This is a genomic window from Vibrio sp. vnigr-6D03 (assembly GCF_002835515.1).
GTDB classification, from domain to species: domain Bacteria; phylum Pseudomonadota; class Gammaproteobacteria; order Enterobacterales; family Vibrionaceae; genus Vibrio; species Vibrio penaeicida.
In genome coordinates, this window is the sequence record NZ_PIZL01000007.1 from 59,117 (window position 1) to 78,563 (window position 19,447).

Annotated in this window: 21 protein-coding genes; 11 read left to right on the forward strand and 10 right to left on the reverse strand. The window is 43.9% G+C overall.

Going from position 1 to position 19,447, the window contains the following annotated elements; translation table 11 throughout:
* Positions 1–67 precede the first annotated feature (67 nt).
* Positions 68–1,261 (reverse strand): AraC family transcriptional regulator, encoded by a 1,194-nt coding sequence (locus CW749_RS05905; RefSeq protein ID WP_101111124.1) that lies wholly within the window; start codon positions 1,259–1,261, stop codon positions 68–70.
* A 530-nt stretch (positions 1,262–1,791) separates the two neighbouring features.
* Here CW749_RS05905 and msrA point away from each other — a divergent pair.
* On the forward strand, positions 1,792–2,424 hold the full coding sequence (gene msrA / locus CW749_RS05910; protein ID WP_101111125.1) for a peptide-methionine (S)-S-oxide reductase MsrA: 633 nt from the start codon (positions 1,792–1,794) through the stop codon (positions 2,422–2,424).
* A 38-nt stretch (positions 2,425–2,462) separates the two neighbouring features.
* Here msrA and CW749_RS05915 read toward each other — a convergent pair whose 3' ends face one another.
* On the reverse strand, positions 2,463–2,672 hold the full coding sequence (locus CW749_RS05915; protein ID WP_101111126.1) for a DUF1107 domain-containing protein: 210 nt from the start codon (positions 2,670–2,672) through the stop codon (positions 2,463–2,465).
* 198 nt (positions 2,673–2,870) lie between these two features.
* Between CW749_RS05915 and CW749_RS05925 the strand changes: the two genes are divergently transcribed.
* On the forward strand, positions 2,871–3,422 hold the full coding sequence (locus tag CW749_RS05925) for a YtfJ family protein (RefSeq protein WP_101111128.1): 552 nt from the start codon (positions 2,871–2,873) through the stop codon (positions 3,420–3,422).
* Between the two features lie 103 nt (positions 3,423–3,525).
* Here the strand turns inward: CW749_RS05925 and CW749_RS05930 are convergent, their stop codons facing one another.
* Both CW749_RS05930 and CW749_RS05935 read right to left on the reverse strand, forming a co-directional pair.
* On the reverse strand, positions 3,526–3,918 hold the full coding sequence (locus CW749_RS05930) for a RidA family protein (protein WP_101111129.1): 393 nt from the start codon (positions 3,916–3,918) through the stop codon (positions 3,526–3,528).
* Positions 3,919–3,973: 55 nt separating this feature from the next.
* Entirely contained in the window at positions 3,974–5,422 is a 1,449-nt protein-coding gene (locus tag CW749_RS05935) for a D-aminoacylase (protein WP_101111130.1), read from the reverse strand.
* A 351-nt stretch (positions 5,423–5,773) separates the two neighbouring features.
* Here CW749_RS05935 and CW749_RS05940 point away from each other — a divergent pair, with 351 nt between their 5' ends.
* The gene (locus CW749_RS05940; protein ID WP_101111131.1) at positions 5,774–7,027 is read left to right on the forward strand and encodes an amino acid deaminase; all 1,254 of its coding nucleotides are present in this window, start codon (positions 5,774–5,776) and stop codon (positions 7,025–7,027) included.
* A gap of 75 nt (positions 7,028–7,102) precedes the next feature.
* The gene (locus tag CW749_RS05945; RefSeq protein ID WP_101111132.1) at positions 7,103–7,492 is read left to right on the forward strand and encodes a RidA family protein; all 390 of its coding nucleotides are present in this window, start codon (positions 7,103–7,105) and stop codon (positions 7,490–7,492) included.
* Positions 7,493–7,663: 171 nt separating this feature from the next.
* Here CW749_RS05945 and CW749_RS05950 read toward each other — a convergent pair whose 3' ends face one another.
* Positions 7,664–8,656: a M48 family metallopeptidase gene (locus CW749_RS05950; protein WP_101111133.1), complete on the reverse strand. Its 993-nt coding sequence runs from the start codon at positions 8,654–8,656 to the stop codon at positions 7,664–7,666.
* Positions 8,656–9,888, reverse strand: a complete 1,233-nt coding sequence (locus CW749_RS05955) for a YjgN family protein (RefSeq protein WP_101111134.1) — start codon at positions 9,886–9,888, stop codon at positions 8,656–8,658. The genes CW749_RS05950 and CW749_RS05955 overlap by 1 nt, the downstream gene beginning before the upstream one ends.
* A gap of 624 nt (positions 9,889–10,512) precedes the next feature.
* Here CW749_RS05955 and CW749_RS05965 point away from each other — a divergent pair.
* A complete protein-coding gene (locus CW749_RS05965; RefSeq protein ID WP_101111135.1) occupies positions 10,513–10,905 on the forward strand; it encodes a DUF2061 domain-containing protein in 393 nt (130 codons plus the stop codon).
* Positions 10,906–10,980: 75 nt separating this feature from the next.
* Positions 10,981–11,886 (forward strand): bifunctional helix-turn-helix transcriptional regulator/GNAT family N-acetyltransferase, encoded by a 906-nt coding sequence (locus tag CW749_RS05970; RefSeq protein WP_101111136.1) that lies wholly within the window; start codon positions 10,981–10,983, stop codon positions 11,884–11,886.
* A gap of 13 nt (positions 11,887–11,899) precedes the next feature.
* Here the strand turns inward: CW749_RS05970 and CW749_RS05975 are convergent, their stop codons facing one another.
* The 3 genes from CW749_RS05975 to rraB form a co-directional block, all read right to left on the reverse strand.
* On the reverse strand, positions 11,900–12,451 hold the full coding sequence (locus tag CW749_RS05975) for a GNAT family N-acetyltransferase (RefSeq protein WP_101111137.1): 552 nt from the start codon (positions 12,449–12,451) through the stop codon (positions 11,900–11,902).
* A gap of 83 nt (positions 12,452–12,534) precedes the next feature.
* Entirely contained in the window at positions 12,535–13,332 is a 798-nt protein-coding gene (locus CW749_RS05980) for a hypothetical protein (protein WP_101111138.1), read from the reverse strand.
* Between the two features lie 172 nt (positions 13,333–13,504).
* On the reverse strand, positions 13,505–13,918 hold the full coding sequence (rraB, locus tag CW749_RS05985; protein ID WP_101111139.1) for a ribonuclease E inhibitor RraB: 414 nt from the start codon (positions 13,916–13,918) through the stop codon (positions 13,505–13,507).
* A 662-nt stretch (positions 13,919–14,580) separates the two neighbouring features.
* Here rraB and arcA point away from each other — a divergent pair.
* The 4 genes from arcA (at position 14,581) to pyrI (ending at position 18,608) form a co-directional block, all read left to right on the forward strand.
* Positions 14,581–15,801, forward strand: a complete 1,221-nt coding sequence (gene arcA, locus CW749_RS05995; protein WP_101111141.1) for an arginine deiminase — start codon at positions 14,581–14,583, stop codon at positions 15,799–15,801.
* Positions 15,802–15,969: 168 nt separating this feature from the next.
* Entirely contained in the window at positions 15,970–16,974 is a 1,005-nt protein-coding gene (gene argF / locus CW749_RS06000) for an ornithine carbamoyltransferase (protein ID WP_101111142.1), read from the forward strand.
* 227 nt (positions 16,975–17,201) lie between these two features.
* A complete protein-coding gene (gene pyrB, locus CW749_RS06005; protein WP_101111143.1) occupies positions 17,202–18,131 on the forward strand; it encodes an aspartate carbamoyltransferase in 930 nt (309 codons plus the stop codon).
* A gap of 15 nt (positions 18,132–18,146) precedes the next feature.
* A complete protein-coding gene (gene pyrI, locus CW749_RS06010; RefSeq protein ID WP_101111144.1) occupies positions 18,147–18,608 on the forward strand; it encodes an aspartate carbamoyltransferase regulatory subunit in 462 nt (153 codons plus the stop codon).
* Between the two features lie 292 nt (positions 18,609–18,900).
* Here pyrI and CW749_RS28365 read toward each other — a convergent pair whose 3' ends face one another.
* Positions 18,901–19,050: a hypothetical protein gene (locus tag CW749_RS28365; protein WP_237322345.1), complete on the reverse strand. Its 150-nt coding sequence runs from the start codon at positions 19,048–19,050 to the stop codon at positions 18,901–18,903.
* 35 nt (positions 19,051–19,085) lie between these two features.
* Here CW749_RS28365 and CW749_RS06020 point away from each other — a divergent pair.
* A partial coding sequence (locus CW749_RS06020) for a DUF2796 domain-containing protein (protein WP_145997830.1) occupies positions 19,086–19,447 on the forward strand: 362 nt, incomplete at its 3' end.

A 19,447-nucleotide genomic window follows, 5' to 3' on the forward strand; every position in this document is an offset into this window, starting at 1 on the left:
TGGTTCATATTACGTATCACTAGCGAATCAAACTTGGTGAAAGCGACGGACAATTAAGGGCTTTGTATCAAGCAGGTGAACCCGAAAAAACAAACTGAGTGCGCTGTCTTTTTTGCGCACGGTATTGGCGAGGTGTGCAATCGGCATAACGCTTAAACATCTTCTCGAAGTGGCTCAAATCACCAAACCCGGCTTGCAAGCACACGTCCGTGACTTTAAGCATTGGGGAAGCATCAAACAGCTGCTTGGCTTTTTGAATACGGACTTGAACCAGTATTGCTTTAAAAGAGAGGTTTAGGTGCTCACGAAAAAGATAAGAAAGGTGAGAAGGGCTGGTATAGGCGGCGCTGGCCATATCGCTCAGTTTTATGCATTCGGTATAATTCTTACCCAGAAAGATCAGGGCTTTTCTTAGTGCTGGATGCAAATTTTCAAGTCGTTCAAATCGCTGCTCCAATACGGTTTCAAATATATCGTACGTGCAGTCTTTTTTAGAAATAACACCTAAAGACAATACATCTTCTTCACGAATAACTCCGTCGCAGCACGAAACAATTAATATCAGAAAACTTCGCATCTGAGTAATATTTCCTGGCCAATCATATTGCTTGAATAGGGACAAGGCGCTAGAAGATATTTGTATCTCTTCCCCCATACCAAACTCGCATAAAATATGTGCTACATATTCAGGCACATCCTCACTTCTTTCTTTTAATGGAGGTATATTAATTTCAACATACGGTAAATTACTTTCTAATATCACACCAATAAAGGCATTATTTCTCTTGAGTTTTTCTAATGAATCTCGACAGGATATTATTAATCTCACATTATTCTTAATTAGCCAATCATTGTATAGACCCATAGTAAATTGGCTAATCAACAAGTCCTGTATATCTCCTGAGAGTACATCAATGTCTTCTAAATATAACGTGCCATCTTTCGCCTCTTCTAACGCCTTCTCTAGATGACATTTATACGCATCAATCCCACTGAAATTGGAAGAAATTCGGATAAAACGACTGGATGGTATACGGCTTTTCTGATGAATAAACTCCGCCAGTTCAACCTTCTCTGTACCCACCTCCCCTGTAATAAAAACCGACATGTTCATTTCAATAGCAAAGTGCGTTTGTTGTCTTATTTTTAGCACCGAAGGGGAACTGCCAATTATGGGTTCTTTTCTCATTATTTCATTTTGGATTTTTCTTTGCTCAAAAAAATGGGGTTCTGTATCTATCGCCTTGGATGTTATGTTCAAAATTAATTCCTTTTATCTAGCCAATTTATGTTGAACACACATCCTAGTTGGGCAACTTATTAAAATATTGGTGTTTATTACGATCTTTACGAGTGATTCGATGCTGAGATAATGTAAGCGATCAGGGTAAAACAAGGAATTGAGATAAAAGATAAAATACATACAGGTAGGTCATGCTAAATGACTTATAGCAGTGAGATTAATATTTTACAAATATAGGAAAAGTGGAGATATTACTAATAAAATCTCAATCGAAAAGGAAGTAAAAATTATAATTGTTACAATATAAATTAGAAAATAGATTTAAAGTTATTATTAATTCCATCAATTAACCAGGTGATTATTCATCTATATAATAAAACTTCAGTCATTTTCTATATATACCCAAGTCACCTCAAGATGCTTGTTCAGAGCTCGGAGATTTGTACCAATCCAGCTTAAAACGCTAGTTGCAGCCAATCCGTCATTGATTCTTTCACCGCAACTATTGTTAAATGCAGATAAGAACCTCAGAAACGAAAGGAATCAACATGGCAGACAAACTCACAATGGTGTCAGCCAACGATGCATTGCCAGGTCGAAGCACACCGCTTAACGTAGAAGCAACGCATTTTGTGAATCAATCAAACCTCTTCGACGCACCAAAAGGCACCCAACAAGAAGTCTTGCTTGGCTTAGGTTGCTTTTGGGGTGCAGAACGGCTGTTCTGGAAACTGGATGGCGTAGTCTCCACCTCTGTTGGGTATGCAGGCGGGTTTACGCAAAACCCAACTTATGAGGAAGTGTGCACAGGACAAACAGGGCATACAGAAGTGGTGCGAGTGGTATTTGACCCTGAAGTTATTTCGTTCAACGTATTGCTGAAAACTTTCTGGGAAAGTCATGACCCAACTCAGGGGATGCAACAAGGGAACGACATGGGCACGCAATATCGTTCAGCAATCTACGTGTACAGCGAAGAACAAATGATGTTGGCGTTGGATTCGAAACTGGAATATCAAAAAGCATTGTCCGCTGAACAAAGAAACGCCATAACCACCGAAGTGTTGCCTGCCCCTACTTACTTTTTTGCTGAAACGTACCACCAGCAATACTTAGCAAAAAATCCTCAGGGATACTGTGGTATCGGGGGAACGGGCGTTTGCTTCCCCTCTGAAAGCTAAATTCGGCTTCATTCAGCTTAGTTACATTAAATACTCAATTAGGCTGAAAAGCTCGAAAGGGAGTCAATCGTTGCATTGACTTCCTTCATAACACCAAGCATCTGCTTATTATTAATATCCGGCAGTACAACTTTACCTTGTTCAAAATAAAACATTCCGATGCCAGCAATACAAAATGATCCTTTGAACAGAATCTTAACGAATTTAGCAATCTGCTTTGGATGATAGTGTTTAAAGACCCGTTCCATGATTCCCTCCATCCTTTTTTTGACGCTTTTTGAATTTCGTGATGACTTTGTGTTCAGCTCTGCAAAATTAGAGCCAAATCGGCAAATTGAGCGCCAAGTATTCGCGTTAAAACGCAAAATTAAGCTAACCTGTGAATGCGGACACATCGCATCAACAGAATGTGCCGTTCTAACCAATAAAATCAGCCGGATAATATTATGAAACTGAAATTGCTCTCCACCCTGATCCTTGCTGCTGCACCAATGATGGGCATGGCGCACACCATAGAGATAGGCAAAGGCTTGCCTACTGTGAATGTCGCTAGCCACGGTGAACTGATGCTACAAGGTGAAAAAATCGAATACGCCGAATGGTCCACAGCCAAATTGACAGGCAAAGTGCGAGTCATTCAGGCAATCGCTGGACGTTCTAGCTCTAAAAAAATGAACGCCCCTCTGATGACTGCGATTACCGCTGCCGATTTCTCCAAAGATGCTTACCAAACCACCACCATTATCAACCAAGATGATGCCATGTGGGGGACAGGATCTTTTGTAAAGTCGTCAGCAGAAGACAGCAAAAAAGAGTTCTCTTGGTCTTCCATTGTGTTGGATAAAGACGGAACGGCGGCAGGCGCATGGGAGCTGAAAGAAGAAAGCTCCGCGATTGCCGTGCTCGACAAAGAAGGAACGGTTCTGTTTGTGAAAGAAGGATCACTAACGGAAGACGAAATCGCCAAAGTGATCGAGCTTGTTAAATCCAGCTTGTAGAGTTTCTTACTTTAAATAACGGTGTCCTTTTTACAGAAACCGTTTTGTGTATAAACCAAGAGCGCCAAGCGGCGCTCTTTTCAATTCAACGAGCATCGTTGTTTTAACGGCGATCTTCTCGATAACAGGTCACATCCACTTCGACTTTCACATCCACCACCAAATCACACACCATGCAGATACGTGCTGGCGGGTGCTCGCCAAAGAACTCTTTAAAGACCTTATTGAACGATTGAAAATAGCGAGAGTCTGTCAAGACCACTTTAACGTGAACTACGTCTGCAAGCCCATATCCGGCTTCAGTCATGATGTCGACACAGTTTTGAATCGCCAAACGAGATTGATCCACAATCCCGCCTTCCACCACTTCCCCATCTGTCATCGGCGTTTGACCCGACACGTACAAAAAGCCGCCCGCTTCTGTTGCTCGTGCAAATGGCAAGTGCTGCCCACCTGTTCCCGTTCCGCCTTCAATGCCGTAACGCTTAATTGTCATAGTAATCTCCAGTTCTTACATTCCAGTTCTGTACATGAGGGCTTTGCCCTTCGCTTTAATTGTTTCTGTATTCGTTCCTATACAAGAATCGACCGTGCCGCGATTGGGCGACGCGCCCGTTTTGATAACTGATTTCTCCATTCACCATAACGAGGTGAACACCTTTTGCCGCTGCAACGGGGTTTTCAAATGTCGCTTCGTCGCTGATTTCGTTAGGGTCAAACAACACCAAGTCAGCAAAGTAACCCGACTTTATTTCCCCTCTTTTGGCTAACCCAAAGCGCTTGGCAGACATGCCCGTCATTTTGTGTATTGCCAATGGCAACGTGAAGAGCTTTCGCTCGCGGCTGTAATGCCCTAATACTTTGGGAAACGCCCCCCAGAGCCTAGGGTGAGGATGGGGATCATTCGGCAATCCATCGGACCCGACCATGGTGAGTTTGTATTTCAAAACACGCTCGACATCCGATTCATCCATGCAATGATAAACCGCGCCAGCAGGCTGTAGCGCTTTCGCAGTATCCATTAACGATAAATTCATCTCACTGGCTATGTCTTTGAGCATACGCCCCGCGAGATCCGGTCGGGTATCCGACCAAGTAATGAAGATATCGAAGTCACTGGTGACTTGCTTAAGATCCAGCGTGGAAGAGCTCGCAGAATAGGGGTAACAATCGCAGCCAATGTCCTGATGCTTCGCGGTTTTCTCCATCAAGTCCAACACTTCAACGGTGCGTCCCCAGTTGCCTGCTCCTGCGCATTTTAAATGAGAAATAATAACAGGGACTTTCGCATGTTTTCCTGTACGGAAAGCTTCATCCATTGCTTCTAGTATTTGTTCGAATTCGGTTCTCATGTGGGTGGTATAAATACCACCAAATTCGGCAAGCTCTTCCGCTAAAGCCATGACCTCTTCTGTGGGGGCTTGCTTGGCGCTGGCATAAGCCAAGCCAGAACTTAGCCCTAGCGCCCCTTCTTGCATTGCTTGATTCAATGCTTCTTTCATCGCCGCTATTTCTTGAGTCGATGCTGCTCGGTGCAATTCATCCATCACATTGTTACGAAGTGTGGTGTGCCCGACCAGAGCTGCCACATTGACGGCAGGCTTCGCGGTTTCAACCGCTTGAGCATAAGATTGGAAAGTTGGATATTGAAAATCTGATTGCTTACCAAGCAGGTTCATTGGGTCAGGGGGATCGCTTGCTAGAATAGCAGGAGAAGCGCTAATTCCACAGTTACCGACAACCACGGTTGTCACGCCTTGGCTTATCTTGGCTAAGCAATCTGGGTAGCGAATCACATTCGTATCATCGTGCGTGTGCACATCAATAAAACCGGGAGAAAGCGCCAAGCCATTGCCATCGATCAAGGTGATCGCATCAGTATTGGCAAGATCACCCACCTCCATAATGCGCCCTTCTTTTATGGCTACATCTGCACTGTACGTGCTCTCACCCGTGCCATCGACGACAAGCACGTTTCGGAACACAACATCGTATTGCATTTCCCTTCCTCTACTTGGGTATTACCACCTAACCTATGTTTTTTTCTAACATAAGAGTCACGAGCATAAGGCATACTATTACAACAACAATCCCATCATTAAGGACGAAACGAAATAATCTTAATAAAACAATACATTAAACTTAATATCAAAAAGAAACCCACGCTCTTACGGTCTTAATGTAAAGTGGATACTAGGCGGAATTAAATGGTCAAACAGTGAGAGGACGCACAGTTTAAAAAACGGTGTGTGATAGTTTCTATCATTCATTAAAGCTAGATTCGAGATAAGGCAAAGTACTGATTGAAGTTTTGACCTTGTTAGAAAAACAACAGGTAGGAAAGTAAATCCATGAAGAGCGTTACTCATTACCAAAACAAATTTGAAGCCGTGGGTTCCAAAGGCGTTTGGGCTGAAAACAATAGTAAAGGTCAATACAGTTTGATCAATGAAGAGATCATGCTGCCAGCCGCAGTTATCAAACAATCAGCGATACAAAGTAACCTCCAATGGATGCAAAACTTCGCCGACCAGCATGGTGTTAAGTTAGCGCCTCACGGCAAAACCACCATGACGCCAGATTTGTTCCAACAGCAATTAGATGCGGGGGCTTGGGGAATAACAGTCGCCAATATTCAGCAGGCTTGGGTCGCCTATGAAGCCGGTGCAAAACGTATATTGCTTGCGAACCAATTAGTGGGTAAAGCCAATATGGCTAGAGCGTCTCAATTGCTGTCTCAAAATGACGTCGAGTTTTTTTGCTGCGTCGATTCGCAAGAAAACGTAGAGCAACTGAGTCGATTTTTCCAAGAACGCCAACAAGTGATCAACCTATTGATAGAATACGGTATGGCAGGCGGGCGATGTGGTGTCAGGCATCCAGAGGCGATGCAAAACATGGCGATGATGATCCGAGATTTGCCTGGGGTCGATCTTCATGGCATCGAATTCTATGAGGGGGCGATCCCCAAATGTGAAGATTCAGAACGTCGGATCCGATATTTTATTAGCAGCGCTGTTGAACTGACTCTGTCTTTCAAACAGCAAGGCTTGATAAAGCGCCAGTGCCCCATTCTGACAGGAGCAGGTTCAGCTTGGTATGACGTGGTGGCTGAATGCTTTACCAACCAATCACACCTCACCACCGTCATTCGCCCTGGCTGTTACCTCATTCACGATAAAGGCATTTATCAAGATGCGCAGCAAACCGTCATGGAACGCAGCCAGCGCGATAGTAGTGTGGCTTGTCATATGGGTGGAGATCTCACGTCTTCCTTAGAGCTTTGGGCGTATGTTTTGTCCATCCCTGAGCCGGGAAAAGCCATTATCGGCATGGGAAAACGAGATGTGGCATTCGATGCTGGTTTACCCATACCTGAACGCGTCTATCGCAATGGTGATACGATAAGTATCGAAGGGCTAACCGCGACCGATATTATGGATCAGCATACATTCTTAGCTATTCCTGAGAACAGTGAGCTGACTGTTGGTGACATTGTTGTATTTTCAACATCTCACCCTTGTTTAACCTTTGATAAGTGGCGCTATATTTGTGTGTGTGATAACGACTACCAAGTGACGCATTTAGTAGAAACGCATTTTTAAAACGCTCACCTCTTTACGAATAGTGACTCAAAAGGCACACTGAAACCCCTTTTGAACAACGTGGAAACAAAAATAATGACGAAAGTTTTGCACACTGAATCTGCCCCTGCTGCTATTGGCCCATATGTACAAGGTGTTGACCTTGGCAACATGGTACTGACTTCTGGTCAAATCCCTGTGGTTCCAGCAACTGGTGAAGTACCAGAAGACATCGCAGCACAAGCGCGCCAATCTCTTGAGAATGTAAAAGCAGTCGTTGAATCTTCAGGTTTGACGGTTGCAGATATCGTAAAACTTACAGTTTTTGTAAAAGATCTGAACGACTTCGGTACAGTAAACGAAGTGTATGGCAAGTTTTTCGATGAGCACGATGTAGCGAATTACCCAGCGCGTTCATGCGTAGAAGTTGCTCGCCTGCCAAAAGATGTAAAAATCGAAATTGAAGCGATTGCGGTACGTAAGTAGTCTTAGTTTTTGAAAAGACAAGCTTTTAATAAGATACGGCTTTGAAAAGACAAGCTTTTGACAAGACTCGGTTTTGATAAAATACGTCTTTGAAATGAATACAAAAACGAGCGCACTGCCGCTCGTTTTTTTATATCCAACCTATCTCTACTATAAGTAGAAATTAGAACCCTATTCTCTCGCCTCTTGAATGCGTTTTTCCATTTCAGGGTGTGAACTTAGCCACTCCGGAATATCACTCGATTCCTCTTGTAAGCGCTCAAAAATCACAGCCAGCGGCTCACTCGTCCCGTATATCTTCTTTAGCGACTTTTTAGCAAATTCGTCCGCTTCTATTTCTGCTTCTCGGGAATGCCCACTTTGCAAAACAAAAACACCGGCTCCAACCATAGTATCAATAAGCCCCGAGCTTTCACCTGTCATAACGGCTACCGTTGCAGAAACCAAACTGGATGAGACGAGCCTATGCATGACATGCTGATGATAAATATGACCCAGTTCATGCAGCAATATTGCGTCGAGTTCTTCTTCTGTCTGAGCAAGCTCGACCATCTCATCAAGCATGATGATCACGCCTCCACTTAATGCAAATGCATTGGGTGAGCCATCAGACGATCGAAACTCCAGCTGAGGGGCAAATGGAGCGGGCGGGAGTTTATCTAAGTGCTGATAGAATCGCGCTCTAATGGCATCTTGCTGCTCAATAGGTAATTCAGAAGATGAAAGCCACTCTTCATCAATGGAAGTTAAAACATAATCAGCCAACACTTCATGCGCTTCATGAGGCAACCAATTCACCACCTGCTTGCTAAACCAAGGAATACCATGGGTAAACGAACCTATGGTTAATCCAACGATCAGCAATGTGCTTACTATGATAGCTTTTGCGTTTTTTTCCAGCTGACTTAGGCTGCTCTTTTTTCCATGCTGTACTAGAAATTCATTGACCTTCTCAGCGCTGCTGGGCACAAACAACCACCCCGACGGTAGCCGGATTTTCGGTGGCAATTTGCCAGGTGAAGCTGTGATGTCGATATCATGGATAGACGCGCTGAAAATCTGCCCGTCCACATGCAGATACATAAAATCACGCTGCGACAAATCCAGCTCCGCCTCTATGCGTACAGAGCTTTTGGGCGGGTGGGCGATCCCTTTGACTCGCATTAGCCAATCCCAATGTCGACATCAAAGACATTAGACAACTCATCGGAAACCGCCGATTTCATGTCCTGATCGTCCCCTTCTACCACTAGGTTTGGCAGATCGCCAATCACATAGGTATGGTTAGCAAGGAAGTGGCTGGTTCTGACCATGACCCACGGTCTTGCGATACCGAAAGTCACCAGTTGCAGCAAAAAGTTCGTCATTATCAGCCAGACAAAGCTCCACGTTGCCAACGTTGATTCAAACGCAAAGCCCGTGTTTTCTGGTTTGTCTTCATCACCTTGAAGGTGCTCACTCTTAGCTTGGTCGCTTGCATCAATGTTTAATTGTGCAAAGGTGTAATTACGCATTTGAGCCGTTTTAAAGGCATTAGCGATAACCCCAACAAAGAAAAGCCCAATGTAAATAGCGATAATCAAACCGAAGAAAGCAAAATTAGGGAACCCGCCATCAGAAAGTGTAAAGTCTGAAGATACCATTGAAAGCAAAGAAGCCCCTGCGAACAAAGACGCAACAACACCAAACGCAATCGACAAGCCAAACGCAAACAGCATGGTTTTAAGATAAATCGCTAAGTAAGCCTTGACGGTATATTGAGCAGAAAACGTGCGCTTACCATAACGGTATCCGTTAGCAAAATAGTTCGAAATTCCCACCAAAACCCAGACGAACACAAAAGGTATCGTCAGCAGTAAAAGTACACCAACCGGAACGATCTCGAAGCTAATTGCCGCCATTGCAGCGAGAAACAACGCAATGATTGCCATCCCTCTCCCTAGAATAGCCATGTAAGCTTCCTTTAATGTCCCAGCAAAAGAGAAGTGAACATTGCGGTAACTGGTCATTGCGGAATCAAACCGCGCATTACTCCAAGCCAGCCAAGGTAGAATGGCGAGAAACGCCAACATCAGAACCCCACTCACTTCGGGTGCAAACTGATTTGATACACTCCAAATGATAAAAACAACCACCGCTATAATACGGCCCTTTAAAATTTGAATCGGCTTAGCGTGATATTCAAAGCCATCACCATCGAGCCGAGTGTTGCCGTAAAAATATTGATTAGTTCTCACTTTCGCCCACGCCGAATAAATACCCAGCGTAATCAGGGATAAGAGAACATTAACGATCCAAATCCCAAAAAACTCGGCGCCTTCCCCTTCAAATTTGAACGGGTACTTGTTGTTCTCTTCAATACTCTTGTTCTGTTCAAGACTGTTGTTCTGTTCCATATTTTTCCATTCTGACGTTTTCGCTCCATACCTTTCTTACTCAGATCACGGCTTTGTTTAGATCATTGTTTTATTTAGATCGCTGTCTTCGGACTAGGAGCGAGAGAGTGATTACCATTATTAGGGTCTGTTGACCTTTCGAGATGATTTTTGCAGCAATTTGTGGATTCTTTATACAAGGCAGCGCTTATTCGGTGTAGTCGCTCTACATCAATAAGCGGTAACGCAGTAGAAAGGAGCCACAAATGCTGCCCGAAGGGTTCGACTAGGCGTCCCCGGTCTATACCCTTTACTCTTTGTTGCAAGGTATTTGCTTAGAATGACTAGGCTAAAGACCTTGCGCCGCGATTAAAACACATAGAACTCGAACAAAATTTAACCGCGAAAGGTCAACAGACCCTAGCTAATGACGGTTAAAAATAACCGCTACCTAAAATACCAGCCTGATCAAATATCAGCCACTAACCAATTCATTCGCTTCAACTTTATTTTCAATATTGCGAATCAAGCAATGCGCACTCCAAAAATGTTAGGTATTAGCAATTAAAACGATAGAAACAATCGCTTTTACCGAACCAATAAAAGTAGCAATACTAGGGTCTATTCACTTACGAGGACAGAATAATGAAGAAAACACTCACTTTCGCCGTACTCCACTTTTCAATCGCATTTTCTGTCGCGTACCTACTAACAGGGGATATTTTACTTGGCAGTTTAATTGCGATGATAGAGCCCTCAGTTAATACCATTGCTTTCTATTTCCATGAAAAAGCTTGGGTTCAAATACCGTGGCTAAGACGCTACCAATCCCAAACTCAATTAAAAACAGCCAGTTTTGCCAGCGTGCATTTTGGTGTCGCATTTACCGTTACCTATTTAATTACGGGGGATGCATTCATTGGTGGCGTCATGGCACTGTTGGAACCCAGTATTAATACGGTTGCTTACTATTTCCATGAAAGAGTTTGGCTAAAGCGAAGCCGTTTGGCTCCAATTTGCCAACACAACCACATTTAACATCCTTGTCTCTTGATTTAGTTGCTAGATAGCATTAGATATAGTTGTTAGTCGCAACTATATTTAGTGGTTAATATGGATACTTCAACGCTACGTACCCTTTCTCGCAACCTTATTCGGGAACTTGGTTTACTCGACAAGCAATGCGGGAACATTGATTTATCCCCGATTCAAGCGCACTGTTTAATTGAATTAGAGCAGCAGGTACTCACCGTAAATCAGGTTGCTCAAAGGCTGAACATCGACAAATCCAACGCCAGCCGAGCACTTAAAAGCCTCGCCAGCAAGCTGTGCATTGAAGTCACAACGAATCAACAGGACAAACGCAGTGTTCTCTATACATTAACGGCAAAAGGGTACGATCTTCTTCAGCAGTTAAATCACCAACAAGACGTGCGCTACGAAGCCGCACTAAGCCAAATGTCTTTTGAAGAGCAAGCAAGGTTACAGAGCGCTCTGGATCACTACATTCGCTCACTGACATCATCCAAAATGAACTATGAGTTAACGCTACGCCCAATACGAAAAAGCGACAACGCCGCATTAGCCGCGGTGATCCGAACGGTTTCAGAAGAACATGGGCTTTCTTCTGATAAAGGCTATAGCGTGGCGGACCCGACTCTAGAATTTTTATACGACGTGTACTCACAACCCCGCTCCCAATACTGGGTTATCGAGAACAATGGAAAAATAGTCGGAGGAGGTGGTTACGCCCCTTTACGTGGTCGAGATGACGTGTGCGAATTACAGAAGATGTACTTTTTACCGGAAGCAAGAGGTAAGGGGTTAGCTAAAACCATCGCCAAAATGGCCATGGATCACGCCCAGTATCAAGGTTTCAAGCAGTGTTACCTTGAAACCACCCAATGCTTGAAAACCGCCATCAAACTCTATGAAAACCTCGGATTTGAACATTTAGATGCCCCGTGGGGGAATACCGGTCATGATGCCTGTGAAGTGGTAATGGCGAAGGCACTTTAAGTCATTTATCTAATTAAAACAGCTCCCCTAAGAAGTCTATGCTTGTCATTTTTTGAGGGGGCTTGCTCGTTCCTAGGCTCCGGATCATAATGCCTTTGATTTTTTCTACAGACACTCCATAGTTCTTACCTTCATGAACTCTAAGCCATTGTGCCACCGGATTGTATTCAACAAACCCATATTTAGAGTAGATACTAGGAACATCGGCCACAAGGATATTGCATTCTATTCCCATATCCCTGCTCATGGTCTGAACCTCATCAAGCATGGATTTTAAGAACCCTTTCTTCCTGTACTTTTCATCGACCCATGCATCCGACACCCCAAGAATGGGTAAGAATGATTCATCAATATTTATATATCTATAAATTATCGAACATTGAGAGACCAATTTATCCCCATCAAATATCACGATAACCCCATAAGGCACTTGTTTATAAAAGTAGTTATTTGACGAATGATTCGGAAAGCTCTTATTTCTGCCTTCTATTATCTGATTTTTAAGCGTATCGCTAATGTCACTTGCATGAAAAAACACATTAGATCCTTTATGTAAAACAGCCATGTTGAGCTGCTAACATAAAATCATAATGTGGAGGGAATCGATAGCTGTCACATTTAGTAGTGATACAAATTAGTTGCACTTCACTAAACAGGGAAATGCATCACACAGAGATCTTTACTGAGCCCTATCCGCATATTTTGGCTTTGCCCGTCCAGCATCACATCCAATTGGTAGAGATCGCGATCGTCTGGGAAGATCGGGTTGGCGTAGCGTGGTGCTTCGACTTGGAACAACGCCGTGGCGTGATCAGCTCTGACATCAATAGGGATATGGTAGGTCATGCCATCAAACTTCACCGATGCCGACACCAGCCCCGCAGCGAAGGTCTGATAATAGAGGTCCACTTTAAACTCACAACCACCACCGTGGTGCCAGATCTGCTCCGTGGTAATATGATCAAGCCTCAAATTTCGAATAAATTGCAGGTACGGAGCCTGCCATATTCCAACCCGCTTATCTGTTTCTAACACAGGCTCTGAGTTTAACGGGCAAATCTCTGGTGTTTCGTCCAACAGCCAGTCTTCATCTTGCTCCAAGAACAAAATTTCAAAGCGATTTCTACCTGGTTGTAAATAGGGGCGAATGTCCTTCTTATAACGATTCTGAGTGCCATCGCAATCAAATACCGCGACACCATTAATCCGGACCTCGGCATAGTAATCAACACCAGCCATCACCAAATCCACCGCTGGAAATGCCAACATCGCATCATCGACTTCAATATCATGCATTAAATGCCATTCTTGATTTCGAATGTCAGATTCAGAAATAGACTCAGGCAACACATCGCTAAGCGGTGCTGGGAAGGTGATATCGTCCTGCGGGATAGAGAGGTCTGTTAGCGGTGAAAGCTGCCAAAGGCCAGCGAGCGAAAGTTGCATGATAAATTGAGCCAGATCAAGTTTGGAGGCATTATAATGAAAGTAGACACATAATTTCTAATGAAATTTCAATTGTCTGACCACCACATGATCAAAATGGGAGCCAAGGTCTGCGTTTAGATATAAAAAAACGCCAGCATTAAGCCAGCGTTTCTCGATGAGGATGGGAAGGTTATTCTTCGTCGTCTTCTTCAACGTCGTAAGCGGCATCTTCACCTTCATAAAATGTACCCCACCCGTCGTAAATGATGTCGTATTTTTCAGCAAGGTTAACCAGCTTTTCGACTTGTGCATCGATGAGTTCAGCATTTAGAGCTGATTCCATCACGGCATCACAACAAAGAAGTTTGTTGCCATCTTCATCTTCTGTTTCTTCTGCTTCAAGGACTTCAAAGCCCATTTTGAACGCTTCTACTACGGCTTTTTCTAGCGTATTGAAGTCTTCGGCAAACAGGTGATGTTCAATTTCATACAGAGCATCAGGTTCACTGCCGTCTTCAAGTAATGCACTGATGATTTCACGAGTGTCTTCTTTTTGAATTTCAAGTAACGCTTCTACCGATAGGTATTCATCTTGTTGAGACATTCGATTGCTCCGCTCTCTGGGTAATTAAACGCGTGAAATATGGCACGGTTCGCTGCAAATTACCACCAGCAAACTCAATCCTTGGGCATTTTTTCTGCTAACTAAAACCAACCTTGAGTCACAGAAACAAAATATTAACAAATGTACTTACTTTTTTTGAAACAGAACAAAGTCAGGTCAGGCTTTTCTCTGCGTTTTTTAATAAATACGCCAATTTATGACTCAATATTGCATAGAGTTGAAATCCATAGAACTGCATAAAATCTAACGATTCACCGTGATTTGACCAAATTAATGCATCTTCATTCACACAGTAATGGGTATCATGACACTTCGCTGACCACCCAACATGAATATTCAGGCACCCCAGCACTGTATCCATTTCACTCAAAAACAACACTAAAATTTACAAATGCGAACCAAAAAGGACTAATCCTCTAAAAATACGCCTTAAACATCGACTTTATCACTAAATTACCGACTTGCATCTTGTCTTCATCCTTGTCATAAATGTGAGTCGGACCTCATTTCAATGCAGGTCGCCCTTTTGTTTCATCTAAACCACTGGCTTATTACAGCGTTTGTTGAGAGCACTTGTTACAAGAAAGTGGAATCGGTTTAAAGCAAAGGGTCAGTCACGGAATTATTAGAAAGGACACCCAATGAGTAAGCTGTATGTCGGCTCTGAAGTCGGTCAATTGCGCAGAGTGTTGTTAAATCGTCCCGAGCGCGCACTCACCCACTTAACCCCTTCTAACTGTCAGGAGCTGTTGTTTGACGACGTTTTAGCAGTAGAAGCGGCAGGTGAAGAACACGATACTTTTGCACAAACACTAAGAGAACAAGACGTAGAAGTATTGCTGCTTCACGATCTTCTTGTTGAAACCTTAGCCGTGCCAGAGGCTAGAACATGGCTACTTAATACTCAGATTTCAGATTTTCGCTACGGTCCAACTTTCGCGCACGAGCTGCGTCATTACCTGAGTGAAATGGACAACGAACACCTAGCGACAGTTTTGCTTGGTGGTTTAGCCTATTCAGAGTTGCCTATTGCTTCTGCTTCCATGCTACCGAAGATGCATCAACCTTTGGATTTTGTGATAGAGCCTTTACCAAACCACCTATTCACCCGCGATACGTCTTGCTGGGTATACGGTGGGGTATCACTGAACCCGATGATGATGCCTGCACGTCAGCGTGAAACGAACCATTTACGCGCCATTTACCGTTGGCACCCTGTGTTTGCAGGTCAAGACTTTATCAAATACTTCGGTGATGAAGATTTGCATTACGATAACGCAAATATTGAAGGCGGCGATGTATTGGTTATTGGTAACGGTGCCGTCTTGGTCGGTATGTCAGAACGAACCACGCCTCAGGGTGTCGAGAACTTGGCAGCAGGGTTATTTGAATCAGGTCAAGCATCTCAAGTGATTGCGATTAACTTGCCCAAGCACCGTTCATGTATGCACTTAGATACTGTGATGACGCACATGGACGTTGATACATTCTCGGTCTATCCAGAAATCATGCGTAACGACTTGGAAACTTGGCGCCTTACGCCAAATGGCGGCAAAGCGATGAACGTAGAGCAAGTGCCAAATTACATTCATGCCGTTGAACAAGCGCTGGATGTTGATCACCTTAAAATTATTACGACAGGTGGCGACAATTACGAAGCAGAACGTGAACAGTGGAATGACGCCAATAACGTTCTGACAGTGAAACCTGGTGTTGTCGTCGCATACGAACGCAACGTTTACACCAACGAAAAATACGATAAAGCAGGGATTGAAGTCCTGACTATTCCGGGTAATGAGCTAGGACGTGGACGAGGCGGCGCTCGCTGTATGAGCTGCCCTATTGAACGCGACGGAATCTAAAAAAACACCCGCTCTCCTTCAACCCACCTTGATGTGGGTTACTACACTCAAAAGGTTGATGCTAACAGCGTCAACCTTTTTTTGCTTTATTTAAAATAAACATTCACATAAAGTGAATTTATATGTATAAATGATTTTTAACGTACTTGCCTTATCGAAGGAAGATTTATGGCTTTCAATTTACGCAATCGCAACTTCTTAAAGCTGCTTGACTATACGCCCAAGGAAATTGACTTTCTGCTTCAACTGTCTCAGCAGTTAAAAGCGGCGAAATATTCAGGCACTGAACAGAAAACGCTTATCGGGAAGAATATCGCATTAATATTCGAAAAAGCCTCTACCCGAACTCGATGCGCATTTGAAGTGGCCGCTTTTGATCAAGGCGCCCAAGTTTCCTACATCGGCCCATCTGGCTCTCAGATTGGTCATAAGGAGTCGATGAAAGATACGGCTCGTGTACTAGGCAGAATGTACGATGGCATTCAATATCGCGGATTTGGGCAAGACATCGTCGAAACACTCGGCAAACACGCTGGTGTGCCCGTTTGGAATGGGCTTACCGATGAGTTCCACCCCACTCAGATCCTCGCTGACTTTTTAACCATGCTTGAACACAGTAATGGTAAACCGCTGAATGAAATTCAATTTGCCTACCTTGGCGATGCCCGCTACAACATGGGGAATTCTCTTTTGGTCGGCGCAGCCAAAATGGGCATGCACTTTACCGTGGTGGCACCAAAAGCCTATTGGCCAAGTTCAGAGTTAATAGATGAATGCCAAACCATCGCTCAATCCACAGGCGCTTCTTTACACTTCACCGAAGATGTAGAAACAGGTGTTCAGGGTGCGGACTTCCTCTACACCGATGTGTGGGTTTCAATGGGAGAAGCACCTGAAGCATGGGATGAGCGCGTGGCACAAATGACGCCTTACCAAATTAACGCTAAGGTCATGAGCGCCACAGGTAACCCGAACGCCAAATTTATGCATTGCCTGCCTGCTTTCCACAACGATGAAACCACCATCGGGAAAGAGATAGCCGACAAGTACGGTTTAAAAGGACTAGAAGTTACTGAAGAGGTGTTTGAATCTGAGCAATCCATTGTTTTTGATCAAGCCGAAAACCGCATGCACACAATCAAAGCCGTTATGGTGGCAACCCTCGGACAATAGCAGTAACAAAAAACACAATGTAATCGCTTGCGATCACGTTCCTTAGGCGTATAATTCTCCGCAATTTGTCTGAGGAACGATTAATGAAACACACTCTCATCCCTGATTTAGTGGTGATTAAGAAGCGACTAGGCTTCCCTGTTTTGTTTTATTGTTCCCGTATTATTTTTTAAAGCCTCCCTTCAATAGGGGGGCTTTTTTATGGCATCACCATAGGGAAGAAGATCATGGCGAACTCACTCTATCAAAAACACATCATCTCCATTTCTGAGCTGTCTCGTGACGAGCTGGAGCTGATCGTGAAAACAGCAGGTCAGCTGAAAAATGAACCTCAACCAGAGCTCATTAAAAACAAAGTTATCGCAAGTTGCTTCTTTGAACCTTCCACCCGAACACGTCTTTCATTTGAAACCGCAGTGCAACGTATTGGTGGCGATGTAATTGGCTTTGATAACGATGGCAACACCTCTCTGGCTAAGAAAGGCGAGACTCTAGCGGATTCTGTGCAAGTCATATCTTCTTACGTCGACGCGTTCGTTATGCGCCACCCACAAGAAGGGGCAGCTCGCTTGGCGTCTGAATTCTCTAATAATGTTCCAGTGATTAACGCTGGCGATGGTGCAAATCAGCATCCAACACAAACATTATTAGACCTATTCAGCATCTACGAAACTCAGGGTAGTTTAGATAACTTAAACGTCGCCTTCGTGGGTGATTTAAAATACGGACGCACGGTGCATTCACTGACACAAGCCTTGGCTAAGTTCAGCAATAACCGCTTCTTCTTCATTGCGCCAGAAGCATTGGCAATGCCGGATTACATTTGTGAAGAGCTGGATGATGCTGGCATCGAATACAGCCTGCATACAGAAATGGAAAGTGTGGTCCCAGAACTCGATATTCTGTACATGACTCGAGTTCAAAAAGAACGTTTTGATGAATCTGAGTATGCCCATATCAAATCGGCGTACGTGCTATCGGCAGCCACGCTAACCGGTGCTAAAGACAACCTAAAAGTCCTTCACCCACTCCCTCGTGTGGATGAAATTACTGTGGATGTCGATAAAACCCCTTACGCGTATTTCTTCCAGCAAGCTGAAAATGGCGTCTACGCCCGTGAAGCACTGTTGGCACTTGTACTTAACGACACTCTGTAACTGAGGAGAAAGATCATGGCTAAAGAAACTCAATTGCAGGTAGAAGCGATTCGTAACGGCACCGTTATCGACCACATTCCTGCTCAAATCGGTATTAAGGTTTTGCGCTTGTTCGATATGCACAATTCAGAAGAGCGTGTCACCATCGGATTAAACTTACCGTCTTCTGCGTTAGGCGCAAAAGATCTTCTGAAGATTGAAAATGTCTTTATCAATGAAGATCAAGCGCAAAAGCTGGCGCTGTATGCTCCCCATGCAACCGTGAATCAAATTGAAGAGTACAAGGTTGTGAAAAAGCTAGCGCTAACACTGCCTGAAAAAATCTTGGGGGTATTCGCATGCCCTAATAGCAACTGTATCTCAAACTTCGAACCTATCGATACGTCATTCTCTCTCATCGAGCGAAATGAAGATGTGCGTTTGAAGTGTAAGTACTGTGAGAAAGCGTTTTCGCGTGAGATTGTCACCGAACTTTAATCATCGTAGATTACCTTGTTAGTATAAAGAGCGACCACTTAGGTCGCTCTTTGTTGTTGGAATAATGACACCGGTTTGAAAGGGTAGAAAATTCGCTTGCAGCACCCTTGTTATGTTATTACATTTAGCCTTTATTTTTGATATTTGACTCAAATGCATTTACGGACGTTTCAACAATTCTTCACTTTTCTCGCCATTAGCTGTGTGCTGTGGTTGAGTGCAGCGTTCGTTGTACACAGTCAGGATTGGGAACCCGCGCACCATGAAGAACATGCGTGCGAGATGTTTTCGATCAGTAAGTATGCGCTTTCAGGGTCCATTCCTTCGATTCCATATGTGCCGCACTTTTTCTGGACAAAAGCCTACGATGTTCTGAAACCAAGCTTTGCACCGTTGCCGTATTACCATGCTCGATCTCCACCACGTGTTCTCGTTTAGCCATCTACTTTTCATTCAAATTTATAAACAGAGGTAAACATGAACCACGTATTTAAACTTTCACTATTGGCAGCGGCTATCGTTACAACATCGGCACACGCAGAAGAATTTCGTCAACATGATGCGCACGTCCACGGTGTTGTAGAACTTAACATTGCACAAGACGGTGACGAGCTGCTGATGGAAATCCATGCTCCTGGCGCTGATGTTGTTGGTTTTGAAAGTGCACCTAAAAATGCAGAGCAAAAGAAACAGCTAGCAAACGCGTTGTCTGTATTAAACCAAGCAGACAAAGTAATGACGCTTTCTAGTGCTGCTCAGTGTAAGCCGACCTTTACTGAAGTTCGCCATACACTTGGAGAAGATGACGGTCACGATGATCATGATAAACACGATCATGA

Coding starts and splice junctions, on each gene's coding strand:
- msrA (WP_101111125.1), top strand. CDS start 1,792: ATGGCAGACAAACTCACAATGGTGTCAGCCAACGATGCATTGCCAGGT.
- CW749_RS05915 (WP_101111126.1), bottom strand. CDS start 2,672: ATGGAACGGGTCTTTAAACACTATCATCCAAAGCAGATTGCTAAATTC.
- CW749_RS05925 (WP_101111128.1), top strand. CDS start 2,871: ATGAAACTGAAATTGCTCTCCACCCTGATCCTTGCTGCTGCACCAATG.
- CW749_RS05930 (WP_101111129.1), bottom strand. CDS start 3,918: ATGACAATTAAGCGTTACGGCATTGAAGGCGGAACGGGAACAGGTGGG.
- CW749_RS05935 (WP_101111130.1), bottom strand. CDS start 5,422: ATGCAATACGATGTTGTGTTCCGAAACGTGCTTGTCGTCGATGGCACG.
- CW749_RS05940 (WP_101111131.1), top strand. CDS start 5,774: ATGAAGAGCGTTACTCATTACCAAAACAAATTTGAAGCCGTGGGTTCC.
- CW749_RS05945 (WP_101111132.1), top strand. CDS start 7,103: ATGACGAAAGTTTTGCACACTGAATCTGCCCCTGCTGCTATTGGCCCA.
- CW749_RS05950 (WP_101111133.1), bottom strand. CDS start 8,656: ATGCGAGTCAAAGGGATCGCCCACCCGCCCAAAAGCTCTGTACGCATA.
- CW749_RS05955 (WP_101111134.1), bottom strand. CDS start 9,888: ATGGAACAGAACAACAGTCTTGAACAGAACAAGAGTATTGAAGAGAAC.
- CW749_RS05965 (WP_101111135.1), top strand. CDS start 10,513: ATGAAGAAAACACTCACTTTCGCCGTACTCCACTTTTCAATCGCATTT.
- CW749_RS05970 (WP_101111136.1), top strand. CDS start 10,981: ATGGATACTTCAACGCTACGTACCCTTTCTCGCAACCTTATTCGGGAA.
- CW749_RS05975 (WP_101111137.1), bottom strand. CDS start 12,451: ATGGCTGTTTTACATAAAGGATCTAATGTGTTTTTTCATGCAAGTGAC.
- CW749_RS05980 (WP_101111138.1), bottom strand. CDS start 13,332: ATGCAACTTTCGCTCGCTGGCCTTTGGCAGCTTTCACCGCTAACAGAC.
- rraB (WP_101111139.1), bottom strand. CDS start 13,918: ATGTCTCAACAAGATGAATACCTATCGGTAGAAGCGTTACTTGAAATT.
- arcA (WP_101111141.1), top strand. CDS start 14,581: ATGAGTAAGCTGTATGTCGGCTCTGAAGTCGGTCAATTGCGCAGAGTG.
- argF (WP_101111142.1), top strand. CDS start 15,970: ATGGCTTTCAATTTACGCAATCGCAACTTCTTAAAGCTGCTTGACTAT.
- pyrB (WP_101111143.1), top strand. CDS start 17,202: ATGGCGAACTCACTCTATCAAAAACACATCATCTCCATTTCTGAGCTG.
- pyrI (WP_101111144.1), top strand. CDS start 18,147: ATGGCTAAAGAAACTCAATTGCAGGTAGAAGCGATTCGTAACGGCACC.
- CW749_RS28365 (WP_237322345.1), bottom strand. CDS start 19,050: ATGGCTAAACGAGAACACGTGGTGGAGATCGAGCATGGTAATACGGCA.